A 12,049-nucleotide genomic window follows, 5' to 3' on the forward strand; every position below is an offset into this window, starting at 1 on the left:
AACCGATGTAAAAGACTCAAGTTCAACAGTAAGGTTAACCTTATGGCAGATGTAGACAACACACCCGACGCAAACCCTACACTCGACCTCAACCATATACGCAAACGTATTGACGAGATCGACGACGGTATTCTCGACCTCTTCTTGCAACGCATGCAATGTATTCATGAGGTCTCGGCCTGCAAAAAGGCTCACAAGCTGCCCATTCTTGATCGCAAACGCGAACGAGAAAAGCTGACATACATTGCATCTCAAACTCCAGCTGAGCTTAAGAGTTCGAGTTTGGTCCTCTTTTCCTTGCTTATGGAGACGGCGCGCACGAGCGAACACCTGCAGCTCCAAGCGTCATCACAAAGCATGCACACGCGCATCGATCAAGCGCAGGCACACACGGGGGCGCTCTTTCCCACCGATGCCTTAATCGCCTGCCAAGGTGTCGAGGGCGCCTATTCGCAACTCGCCGCCGATCGCCTTTTTAAGCGACCCAATATCTCGTTTTTTACCACCTTTGAGGGCGTTTTTAATGCCGTTGACCAGGGATTTAGTCGCTACGGTGTCATCCCTCTTGAAAACTCTACCGCAGGCTCGGTCACCAAGGTTTACGATTTGATGATGCGCTACGACTTTCATATTGTGCGCACCTTGCGCCTTAAGATTGACCACTGCGTCCTTGCTAAGCCCTCGACCAAACTCGCCGATGTGCGTCACATTTATAGCCATCCGCAGGCCATTGCACAGTGCTCGGCATTTTTGGATCAGCACAAAGAGATCACGGTACATGTGTGCGAGAATACCGCCGTCGCGGCACAAAAGGTTGCCGATGACCCACGCGATTGCGTGGCCGCGCTTTCGAGCAGAAGCTGCGCTGGGCTGTATGGCCTGGTAGCGCTGCAAAAAGATGTGCAGGATACTGACAACAATTACACGCGTTTTGCCTGCATAAGCAAAAAGCTCGAAATCTATCCAGGGGCTGATCACAGTTCATTGATGCTCGTGCTCGGCCATGAGCCAGGAACCCTGTACAAGACACTTTCGCGTTTTTATGCCCTCGACATCAATATTTGCAAGCTCGAAAGCCGCCCTATCCCCCACAAAAACTTTGAATTCATGTTCTACTTCGACATCGAGTGCCCCGTAGCCTCCCCGCAATTCAGCATCCTGCTCGACACACTACAGGATACCTGCGAGGAGTTTCGCTACCTGGGCAGTTACGCGGAGTTACTCTAATGCCTAGCTCAAATCTACCGAGAAAATCGCCGAAGCCCACGCCTGCGCCACAAGCGCCGCAGGCCACGAACACGCCAGCAGCGCCTGCACCCGCGCCACAAGCACCGAAGCCCACAACCCCCTACGGTCTTCTCGGCAAAACACTGGGGCATAGCTGGTCGCCCGAAATCCATCAGCAGCTCGGCAGCGCTCCCTATGCCCTCTATGAACTTCAGTCCGACCAGCTCGAACAGTTTATTCGTCACGAACACTGGCGCGGCCTGAATGTCACCATCCCCTACAAGCAACAAGTCGCGCGCCTCGCAGACAGCTGCTCTGATGCGATGAAGCACATTGGAGCTGCCAACACCCTTGTAAAGGACGAGAAGGGTCGTATCGTTGCTCACAACACCGATGCGCTTGGATTTTTACAGCTCTTGAAGCATGTCTGTACACAGCAGCTGGGCCTTCCCGATGCTCGAACACTCGTGGCACACAAAAAGGTGCTCGTGCTAGGAAGCGGTGGCGCCTCAAAAGCCATCCGCTATGTGCTTGAGCAGCTCCAAGCGCAGGTCGTCATCATATCGAGAAACCCACCGAAGTCTAGTTGCGCAGCACAGACAGCCAACTCCCCCGTACGCTACGACAGCTACGAATCGCTCAGTCAACGCCACCGCGACGCCGTGCTTCTTGTCAATGCGACGCCCGTCGGCATGTATCCAAATACCGAAGCCAGCCCCCTAAGCCACACGCAATTCGAGGCACTCGAGAGCGTGAAAGCCGTTATCGATAGCATTTACAATCCGCAAATTACCCGCTTGGGTCAGGACGCCCTCGCCTGCCATAAGGTTTATGCCAACGGCCTACGCATGCTCGCAGCACAGGCGTGGGCCGCCGCGCAACTCTTTTTGCACAAGGAAATTGATACCACTTGCATCGACCGTATCGTGCATAATCTTGCGCAACGTATGCAAAACGTGGCGCTTATCGGTATGCCGGGTGTGGGCAAAACAACCACAGGACAGCTCCTCGCCCAACGCCTTGGGCGCCCTTTTATTGATCTGGATGACGCTTTTACGCAAATTGTAGGCACCACACCAGCCGATTTTATACGCAAACACACAGAAGCCGCTTTTAGAGCGCGCGAAACCGAAGTTCTGCAGGTATATGCCAAAAAATCTGGACAAATACTTTCGTGCGGTGGCGGGGTTGTATGCCGTCACAAAAACTATGAGCTCCTGAAGCAAAATGCCACAATCGTCATGCTCAATCGCCCACTTAAGGCTCTAAGCTGCGAAAATCGACCCATCACGCAAGCGCAAAGCCTACAGGCGTTGCAACAGGCGCGCATGCCCCTTTACCAGCAGTGGGCCGACATAAGCATTCACAATCCAAGCTCTCCTGCTACAGCTACGCAAACCATTATCGATACGCTCAGCTTATCGTAAGCATGCATACAGCAAACAGAATATTTATGCAAAAACATGGAGGTATTGTATAGATGCGTGTTCCAACAACCACTGACGGCGCCGTGCGTGTCACTTGGTAGATATTCTCGGCGCAAGGCGCGCGCGTATCGCAATCTCATGCGATAATAGGTACTCGATATTCAGATTGTACTAAGTTTTACGGTGCCTACCGCCACACGATGACATCGCCACACAACGAGCCGCTCAGTGCGTTGGCAAAAGCAAAGCATACGTTGGCATAAACAAAGCATGATATTGGTACGTGATGAGCACAGGAGAGCGCCATGAAATATGCAGACATAGCTTCACATATTCTTACTCACATCGGTGGCAAGGACAACGTCCGAACGAGCACCGTGTGCATGACGCGCCTGCGCCTGAATCTCACGGACATTTCGCGCATCGACGATAACGAGCTCAACATGCTCGAGAGCGTGCTGGGTATCGTGCGTCGAGGCAATCATGGCCTCGAGATTGTATTTGGTCCTGGCATTGTCGAGAAGATCTACGAACCTTTTGCGGCCCTTGTTGGATCGAGCAATAACGAGACGGAACCTCCTGAGCACCCTCTTAGCGCAGGAACGCTTCGCGTGCAGATCGCTCGTGGTGCATATAGCGGAGGGGTCGCCGCTGGGGCGAGCGCTGGCCGCAGCGCCAGTGACGTGACTAACAACAGCGCATCTACCAGCGCAAATGCAAACACTTCGCAGAGTTCGCACACAGCAAGCTCACAGCCAAGCGCGCAGACCTCATCAAATACCCAGGACAGCCCTTCGACGCTTGATGATGACATCGCGTCATTGCTGGCGGTGCTCGACACTCTTCAGAGCTCAAAGAAAAAGTCGGCCACTGCTGCGGAGACCAGCACAAACTCGTCTAGCAGCCGCATGTCGACCGATGATCAAACAACTGCCGCAAACAATGGCGCAGGTGGTGCCCCGTCAACTTCTGAGATCCAAAAAACATCAAACGCTGAGCTTCTCGGCATTAAAAAAATTCTTATTCTGAATGGCCCCAACATTAATATGCTCGGCATTCGCGAACCCACACTGTATGGAGCACAAACTTACGCCGATCTTATCTCCCTGTGCCAGTGCGAAGCTAGGCTTGTTGGCTTTGGCGCCTGCAATTGCTATCAGTCGAATCATGAGGGCGCGCTTGTGGACGAAATTCAGCATGCGTGCGGGCTCTACGATGGAATTATCTTCAATCCAGGTGCCTATACGCACACGTCCATTGCGCTGCTCGATGCGCTGAACGCCGTGCAAATTCCCTGCATTGAAGTGCATATTTCTGAGGTCGATAAGCGCGAGGATTTTAGGCAGATTTCGTATATTCGTCGCGCGTGCTTCAAAACCATTATGGGCATGGGGCTTAATGGCTACGTTCAGGCCATTCACGATATGGCACAGCATTTACTGCAAGCGTAAAGCTATACCTGCTTCGCCGAAAAGATCAACGCGCCAGCGGTCTTTGTGTGCAGAGATGCGAAGTGAGGTGCGGCGCGCGGGTCGCGTTATTCCATTTTGTGCGTTGCGTAGACCTTCTCGTCCTGCCACAGAACAACCTTGTTTTGCGCGAGCGTTTTAGGAATGTCGATCAGACGCTGATTGGACGACCCGCGAAAACGCAGCGTGATGTCGTACAAATCTTTCTCGAAAGGGCCGTCGACCAGCACGTCAAGACAGGCCAGAATGCGATCCGTGACGTCGGTGTGGTGAAAACCGCCCTCGCTAATTTCTTCGTAGGTGTCGCCTGTGTAGCACCAAATGCTTTTATGCGGATAGGCGCGACGAACACGCTCAAACAGATCCACTAGGCCGTGTTGATTTTCGGGCTCCATGGGCTCGCCGCCGAGCACCGTCAGGCCCGCAATGTAGTCGGGGGCAAGGCTGTCGATAATATCTTGCGCGGTTTTGGAGGTAAACGGTTCACCAAAGTTAAAGTTTTGAACCAAAAAGTTAAAGCAGCCTTTGCAGCCGCGACGGCAGCCCGATACGAATAAGCAGGTACGCACACCAGGCCCATTGGCGATGTCAGCATATTTTATCGTTCCGTAATTCACGTGCTTATTCCTTCAATATAGATTCATGTACTACCTGGCTGCGATGTGCTGCAGGCAGTTCGATGGCGCGCAGACGCTCAGGTGGATATAGATGCCAAGGCGGGCCACTTGCGTAGCCCGCACAGCGTAGTACTTACTCAGGTTGCGTCAACGTGCGTTTACAGGTGCAAAACGCGGTCTTTAATCTCTTCCGTACGACCCTGGTTCCAGAACTGCGTACCAATGTAGCCGCAGGTTCGGCGCGCAACATTAAGCTTGCTTTGATCGCGATTGGCGCAGCGTGGGCACTCCCATACCAGCTTACCATCGGCGTCTTCGACAATCTTGATCTCGCCATCATAGGAGCACTTCTGGCAGTAGTCGCTCTTCGTATTGAGCTCGGCATACATGATGTGATCATAAATGAAACGCATCACGCTAATGACCGCCTGTAGATTGTCCTGCATATTGGGAACCTCGACGTAGGAGATAGCTCCGCCAGGCGAAAGGCGCTGGAACTGGCTTTCGAACTCGAGCTTCTTAAAGGCGTCGATCTTCTCGGCAACATGCACGTGATAGCTGTTAGTGATGTAGCCGTGGTCGGTGATGTGTGGAATGACACCAAAGCGGCGCTGCAGGCAGCGAGCAAACTTGTAGGTGGTCGACTCCAGGGGCGTACCGTACAGCGAGTAGTCGATATTCTCGGCAGCCTTCCACTCTTCGCATTTGTCGTTCATGCGCTGCATAATGGCAATCGCAAAGGGCGTTGCTTCTGGATCGGTGTGAGAATGACCGGTCATGAAGCGCGTAGCTTCGTACAGACCTGCATAACCAAGAGAAATGGTCGAGTAGCCATCGTAAAGGAGTTTATCGATGGGCTCGTCCTTGTCGAGGCGCGCCAAGGCACCGTACTGCCACAAAATAGGAGCAGCATCTGAAAGGGTGCCCAGCAAGCGCTCGTGACGGCAACGCAGTGCGCGGTGGCAAAGCTCGAGGCGCTCATCAAAGATTTCCCAGAAACGCTTGACATCGCCGCCGGAGGAAAGGGCAACGTCAGGCAAGTTGATCGTCACAACGCCCTGGTTAAAACGACCGTAGTACTTGGGCTTGCCAGGAACATAGTTCTTGGCGCGAGCAATGTTGTTGTAGCCGCCGCTCGAACGGTCGGGCGTTAAGAATGAGCGGCAACCCATGCAGGTAAAGGTGTCACCTTCGCCGGGCTTCTCTCCAGTCGAAAGCTTATATTCCTTCATCTTCTTCTCGGAGATGTAGTCGGGTACTAGGCGCTTTGCGGTGCACTTTGCTGCAAGTTGCGTCAGGTAGAAAAAGGGCTGGCCTGGCTCGATATTGTCGGGCTCAAGCACGTAAATGAGCTTCGGGAATGCGGGAGTGATCCAGACGCCCTGCTCGTTTTTGACGCCTTCGTGGCGCTGACGCAGGGTCTCTTCGATGACGAGTGCGAGGTCCTTCTTGGTTTGGGGATCGTCAACCTCGTTGAGGTACATGAAGACAGTCACAAACGGTGCCTGGCCATTGGTGGTCATCAGGGTAACGACCTGGTATTGAATCGTTTGTACACCACGGCGAATCTCGTCGCGCAGGCGCTTCTCGACAATGGCATCGAGCTTGGAGGCATCTGGCTCAATGCCAAGGCTGTTGAGCTCGTCGATCACCTGGGCGCGAATCTTCTTACGAGACACATCCACGAAGGGCGCGAGGTGCGCCAACGAGATGGACTGGCCGCCGTACTGACTTGAGGCCACCTGTGCGATGATCTGCGTTGCAATGTTGCAAGCGGTCGAGAAACTGTGGGGCTTCTCGATCATCGTGCCCGAAATGACAGTACCATTTTGCAGCATGTCGTCGAGGTTCACCAAGTCGCAGTTGTGCATGTGCTGCGCGTAATAGTCGGCGTCGTGGAAGTGGATAATACCCTCATTGTGCGCCTGCACAATGTCCTCGGGCAAAAGCATGCGCATGGTCAAGTCTTTTGAAATCTCGCCGGCCATGTAATCGCGCTGCACCGAGTTGACGGTTGGATTCTTGTTGGAGTTTTCCTGCTTGACGTCCTCGTTGTTGCATTCGATCAGCGAGAGGATCTTATCGTCAGTCGTGTTCTTTTGACGCTTGAGGCTTTGGACATAGCGGTAAATGATGTATTTACGGGCGACTTCAAAGCAGTCGAGCGCCATGATTTCGTCCTCGACCATGTCCTGAATCTCTTCAACGGTGACGGTGTGGCCCGCGTCCTGGCAGCGATCGCGAACGTTTTCGGACGCATAAATTACCTGGCGCTCGGTCAGGCGCGCATCCGAAGGAACCTCCTTGTTGGCCGCACGAATAGCGTTCGAAATTTTATTGATATCGAAGACAACTTCAGATCCGTTGCGTTTGATAATCTTCATGGCTGTTAAACTTTCTCCCGATATATCCCGATATGGTTTGTTGTGGGTCGCCTAGTGGACGCGACAGCATAAATGACGAACCTGCAGCGTATAGCAAGTTTGTCTCGCAGATGGGATTGGTACTCCCATCGACATACTTATCCTATCGTATTGAGGAGCCTAAGGGAAGCGAGAAAACACAAATTGTTGTGTATTTTTTTATAAGGAACACTACATATTGTGTGTTAAAGGGCGTGCGGCTGGTCGAGAAGACCTTGTTTTTGCAGCTAGAAAATTTGCTATTTTTTTATCACATTGCGCAGGGCCTACATAGTGTGGGGTAGCGGCGCACAAGGTCTTCTCGACAGAAGGCCCAGCGGCGTAAGCGGGCGCAGTATTCGTTCACAACATGTGCAAAACCTTTGCAAAACGCCCGCGCAACATCAGCATGCGTCACACGCGCGAGGCACAACACGCTACACTAGTAAGGTATGAAAAACGACGAAAGGAACGCCATGCCCAATGAGGGTAGTTATGAAGTAGCCTGCAAGCGAAGTGACGCCATCCATGCCGATATTGCGGCTGGTAAAACACAGGCCTACACCATGCTGACCGGTGATCGTCCCACAGGGCGTTTGCACCTCGGCCACTATTTTGGCACGCTCTCGCAGCGAGTCGCTCTGCAAAATGCGGGAATCAAAACCAATATCGTCATCGCCGACTACCAGGTCATCACCGACCGAGACACCACCGAAACAATTCAAGACAATGTCTACAACATGGTCATCGATTATTTGGCCTGCGGCATTGATCCCGCAAAGACGATGATCTTTACGCACTCCGCCATCCCCGAGGCAAACCAGCTCATGCTCGTGTTTTTATCGCTGGTCACCGAGGCCGAAATGCAGAGAAACCCGACGGTTAAAGCCGAACAGGCTGCTTCTGGTCATACTTTAACGGGGCTGTTGCTCACCTACCCCGTGCATCAAGCCTGCGACATTTTGTTCTGCAAGGGCAACGTGGTACCCGTGGGTCGCGATCAGCTTCCTCACATCGAGATCACGAGCAAAATTGCACGTCGCTTTAATGAGCGCTACGGACAGGTCTTCCCCGAGGTTTCGGGACTTTTGACCTCCACTCCCCTGCTGCCTGGTCTTGATGGGCGCAAGATGAGCAAATCATATGGCAATGCGATTTCGCTGAGCATGACCGCCGAGCAAACAGCCAAGCTCATTAAAAAGTCCAAAACGGATTCTGAGCGCATGATTAGCTTCGATCCCGAAGGGCGTCCTGGTGTTTCGGCATTGCTTACCACGGCAGGCATTTGCTCTGGACGTGACCCTCGCGAAATTTCTGACGAGATTGGCATGGGTGGCTCTGGTCAGCTCAAAGCCTATGTCACTGAAGTCGTCAACGACTACTTTGCTCCCATACGAGAAAAGCGTCACGAGTACGAGAAGGACCTCGCCTATATTAAGGAAGTCCTGCACGAAGGTAATAAGCGTGCACGCCAGGTAGCAGCACAAACCCTCGATGAGGTACGCGAGGCTATGGGTATGGTGTACTAGTTTCGGAAGGCACGGCTTCTCGGCCGACGCATCGTGCGTCTGGACGACTCACAAGCGGACATGCCCTTCTCACCCATGCGCTCTTCTCGGCCGATGCACGTTCCAACCAAACAAGCGCACCCACAAAAAACCGCCCCACATACGTGAGGCGGTTTCTTTTATCTGCTAAACAGCGTTTACTGTGTTACAGAGCTAACTGCTTATGCATGAAGGGTCATCATAGCAATGGTAAGGATGACCATACTTGCGACAGCAATGGTTACCACGATCTTGATGGCGAACTTCACCCAGGTAGAGTACTCAACACGGGACAGTGCCAAACCACCCATGATTGCACCACTGGTTGGGGTAATGAGGTTGACTGCACCAGATGCTGCAGAGAAGATCATGATCATGACTGCAGGGTTGAAGCCAAGCTTTGCGGCCAAGGGTCCCATAATGGGCATGGAAACCGTTGCCATACCAGAGGTGGAAGGAATCAGGAAGGAAAGGACGAAGTAGAGTGCATAGCTACCAAGGGAGAAGGCGATGCCAGACGTACCCTCAAGGGCGGCAGCAGCAGCATTCAAAACGTAATCCGAAAGACCAGTGGAGCTCATAACGACGGAAACACCACGGGATAGCGCGATGACCATGACAACGCTCATCATATCGCCAGAACCAGCCATGAACTCGTCAACAACCTCGCGCTCAGAAAGACCACCGATAACACCGATGATAATAGCCAAGAGCAAGAACCACGTTGTGGACTCAGCGAAGTACCATTGACCAATAGGAGTGCCGGTTAAGAAAGCAGACCAACCAGGATTATCGGTAACCTCTTCGGTGAGCTTACCCTGAAGATCCTGAGGAATATCAAGAGCACCAAAGCCTTTATCATCATATTTCTTAATGATGTCTTCACCAGTAATCTCGGTGGTCTCTTCGTGAGATGCAGCATCGCTTACAAAGGTCTTAATATTCAGTTTCTCCCAGGGTACGAAGGAGATAACCATGATAATGAAGGCGGCAGCAAAGACGGAAAGGACAGCCTTCTGGCGACCAGTAAGCTTAACGTCTTTGGTAGCTTCCTCAGAAGCATTGCCATAGGCAGCCTCAGTGTTAGCAAGCTCAGTTGCAGAAAGAAGAGTGCGAGAAGGATCAGCCTTAACGCGCTTTGCATACTGAATAACGAAGAATAGCGAAATGGCCCAAGAAACAACAGCAAGAACAATACCAAGACCCAAGACGATGGTCTGGTCTACTTCGATATTTGCAGAGGTAAGAGCAGCAGAAGCTACACCCGTTGCGAAGGGGTTAACGGTAGAACCGAGGCAACCAACACCAGCACCCAAAAGAACAATCATGGCGCCAGTGAGGGCGTCAAATCCTGCAGCCATCATAGTTGCAGAAAGAAGTGCATAAAAACCTACGGTCTCTTCGCACATACCATAGGTAGAACCACCGAAGGCAAATAGGGCCATCAGGATGGGGATAAGCATAAGCTCGTTACCGCCCATTTTACGAACGAGAACAGCAATGCCATCCGAAAGAGCATTGGTCTTGTTTACAACTCCAAGGAATCCACCAAGAACCATAACGAACAAGCAAACGTCCATAGCGTCTGCGAAGCCCTTTGCGGGAGCCATCAAGAAGTCACCAAGGGTTGCGCCCGTAACATCTTTGGTGGTCTGCGCAACTGCAATAGTAATAAGACATACTGCAGCAAGAATAATGAAGATAATAGAGAAAGACGAGAGCATCTGTCTCTTCTTCTTAGGCTGTGCCTGGTCTGTCATGACCGTTCTCCTTTCATGAGAAACATAAGCAACAACGAACGACAGGGCACCTCATGGATGCCCATCACTGACATATACAAGTTTTGCAGATTTGGTGACAAAATGCACTAAAAATTTTTAATTATTATCCAATAGTCGGTGAACGTTACTTTTTTACCAAATTGTGGCTTTACATTTTGAGTTCCGTAAAAAGTAACAGGTCATTTTGGTAGTGACTGACTTGCGTTCTCCTTTTTACACATCTTTTAGTATTTGCAAAAAAATTAGAAATATCTTTGTTTATGGTATAAATTTTGCATAAAAGAGACTTTTTCTGGTTTTTATTGTATAAGTCTTAAACTCCGTTTAGAGAAAAGTACTTGACTTTTTATTACATATAGGTTTTCACAAAAAGTTTTGTGTGAGCGGCAAAAAAGTCTCCCCGCTCGCGCGAGGAGACTTCTCTTTACAAAGTCCTTAGCGGACTTGCGGTGCAAAAGCTAACGCAGACATACCTTATTTAAGGGTTGCGTACATAACAGCCTTAATGGTGTGCATACGGTTCTCGGCCTCTTCAAAGACCTTCGATGCGGAGGACTCGAATACCTTGTCCTCAACTTCCATCTCGGTGACGCCGAACTTCTCGGCAACCTCAGCACCCTTTTTGGTGTTGGTGTCGTGGAAGGAAGGCAGGCAGTGCAGGAAGATTGCATCGTCATGAGCCTGAGCCATAACCTCGGTGGTTACGCGGTAGGGCTCCATCAGAGGAATGCGCTTCTTGTAAAGCTCATCGGGCTCACCCATGGATACCCAAATGTCGGTGTAGATGACGTCTGCATCCTTAACGCCCTCGTGAACATCGGAGGTAAGGGTAATGGTAGAACCATTCTCTTTAGCAAGAGCGCGGCAGGTGTTGACCAAAGACTCCTCAGGCATGTACTCTTCAGGACCGCAAGCAACAAAGTTAACGCCAAGCTTCGAGCAAACAACCATCAAGGAGTTAGCTACGTTGTTACGAGCGTCGCCCATGAAGGTGAGCTGCTTGCCCTTGATGTCGTTGTTGAAGTTCTCCTTCACGGTCAAGATGTCAGCGAGCATCTGCGTTGGGTGGAAAGCATCGGTCAAGCCGTTCCATACAGGAACACCGGCCTTCTCGGCAAGCTCTTCGACAACTTCCTGATCAAAACCGCGGTACTCAATACCATCATACATGCGGCCAAGAACACGAGCGGTGTCCTCAACGGACTCCTTGTGACCCATCTGTGAACCAGTTGGCTCAAGATAGGTTACGCCCATACCAAGATCATAAGCGCCAACTTCAAAAGCGCAACGAGTGCGGGTTGAAGTCTTCTCAAAAATAAGAGCAATATTCTTGCCCTCGAGATAACGGTGAGGAACACCAGTCATCTTCATGCGCTTGAACTCTGCAGAAAGGTCAAGCAAGTAGTTAATCTCATCGGTAGAGAAATCGAGAAGCTTCAAGAAGCTACGACCAGAAAGGCTTACTCCCATGAACGTTCCTTTCAATAGAAAACTACAACGGATGTTTTGATTAAAGCACAAATAAAAACAAGAGTTATTGAAAATAAAATATGCATGCAATCATCAAAATTATGCAAAT

The 12,049-nt window shown here is 51.3% G+C and carries 8 protein-coding genes; 4 read left to right on the forward strand and 4 right to left on the reverse strand.

What is annotated here, in order from left to right; genetic code table 11:
* Positions 1 to 42: 42 nt before the first annotated feature.
* From HMPREF3192_RS00765 to HMPREF3192_RS06560, 3 genes are all read left to right on the forward strand, one after another.
* Positions 43 to 1,227 carry a bifunctional chorismate mutase/prephenate dehydratase gene (locus HMPREF3192_RS00765; RefSeq protein WP_066304509.1) on the forward strand — a complete coding sequence of 395 codons (1,185 nt, stop codon included), beginning with the start codon at positions 43 to 45 and terminating at the stop codon, positions 1,225 to 1,227.
* Positions 1,227 to 2,654 (forward strand): shikimate kinase, encoded by a 1,428-nt coding sequence (locus HMPREF3192_RS00770; RefSeq protein ID WP_066304510.1) that lies wholly within the window; start codon positions 1,227 to 1,229, stop codon positions 2,652 to 2,654. Before HMPREF3192_RS00765 ends, HMPREF3192_RS00770 begins: the two co-directional genes overlap by 1 nt.
* 305 nt (positions 2,655 to 2,959) lie before the next feature.
* Complete coding sequence (locus HMPREF3192_RS06560; RefSeq protein WP_082715511.1) at positions 2,960 to 4,105, forward strand: type II 3-dehydroquinate dehydratase; 1,146 nt, start codon at positions 2,960 to 2,962, stop codon at positions 4,103 to 4,105.
* Between the two features lie 86 nt (positions 4,106 to 4,191).
* Here HMPREF3192_RS06560 and nrdG read toward each other — a convergent pair whose 3' ends face one another.
* Positions 4,192 to 4,740, reverse strand: coding sequence for an anaerobic ribonucleoside-triphosphate reductase activating protein (gene nrdG / locus HMPREF3192_RS00780; protein WP_066304514.1), 549 nt, complete (start codon positions 4,738 to 4,740; stop codon positions 4,192 to 4,194).
* A 158-nt stretch (positions 4,741 to 4,898) separates the two neighbouring features.
* Positions 4,899 to 7,124 carry an anaerobic ribonucleoside-triphosphate reductase gene (gene nrdD / locus HMPREF3192_RS00785; protein ID WP_066304516.1) on the reverse strand — a complete coding sequence of 742 codons (2,226 nt, stop codon included), beginning with the start codon at positions 7,122 to 7,124 and terminating at the stop codon, positions 4,899 to 4,901.
* A gap of 494 nt (positions 7,125 to 7,618) precedes the next feature.
* Here nrdD and trpS point away from each other — a divergent pair, with 494 nt between their 5' ends.
* Positions 7,619 to 8,671 (forward strand): tryptophan--tRNA ligase, encoded by a 1,053-nt coding sequence (gene trpS, locus HMPREF3192_RS00790; RefSeq protein ID WP_066304518.1) that lies wholly within the window; start codon positions 7,619 to 7,621, stop codon positions 8,669 to 8,671.
* Positions 8,672 to 8,871: 200 nt separating this feature from the next.
* Here trpS and HMPREF3192_RS00795 read toward each other — a convergent pair whose 3' ends face one another.
* Both HMPREF3192_RS00795 and argF read right to left on the reverse strand, forming a co-directional pair.
* Complete coding sequence (locus HMPREF3192_RS00795) at positions 8,872 to 10,449, reverse strand: YfcC family protein (protein WP_066304519.1); 1,578 nt, start codon at positions 10,447 to 10,449, stop codon at positions 8,872 to 8,874.
* Between the two features lie 495 nt (positions 10,450 to 10,944).
* Complete coding sequence (gene argF, locus HMPREF3192_RS00800) at positions 10,945 to 11,940, reverse strand: ornithine carbamoyltransferase (RefSeq protein ID WP_066304521.1); 996 nt, start codon at positions 11,938 to 11,940, stop codon at positions 10,945 to 10,947.
* Between the last annotated feature and the right edge of the window lie 109 nt (positions 11,941 to 12,049).

Origin of the sequence: Atopobium deltae (assembly GCF_001552785.1) — a bacterium.
GTDB lineage: Bacteria > Actinomycetota > Coriobacteriia > Coriobacteriales > Atopobiaceae > Atopobium > Atopobium deltae.

What these genes read in the sequence shown, in the direction of transcription:
- trpS (WP_066304518.1), top strand. Translation starts at nt 7,619, where the DNA reads ATGCCCAATGAGGGTAGTTATGAAGTAGCCTGCAAGCGAAGTGACGCC.
- nrdD (WP_066304516.1), bottom strand. Translation starts at nt 7,124, where the DNA reads ATGAAGATTATCAAACGCAACGGATCTGAAGTTGTCTTCGATATCAAT.
- HMPREF3192_RS00765 (WP_066304509.1), top strand. Translation starts at nt 43, where the DNA reads ATGGCAGATGTAGACAACACACCCGACGCAAACCCTACACTCGACCTC.
- HMPREF3192_RS00770 (WP_066304510.1), top strand. Translation starts at nt 1,227, where the DNA reads ATGCCTAGCTCAAATCTACCGAGAAAATCGCCGAAGCCCACGCCTGCG.
- argF (WP_066304521.1), bottom strand. Translation starts at nt 11,940, where the DNA reads ATGGGAGTAAGCCTTTCTGGTCGTAGCTTCTTGAAGCTTCTCGATTTC.
- HMPREF3192_RS06560 (WP_082715511.1), top strand. Translation starts at nt 2,960, where the DNA reads ATGAAATATGCAGACATAGCTTCACATATTCTTACTCACATCGGTGGC.
- HMPREF3192_RS00795 (WP_066304519.1), bottom strand. Translation starts at nt 10,449, where the DNA reads ATGACAGACCAGGCACAGCCTAAGAAGAAGAGACAGATGCTCTCGTCT.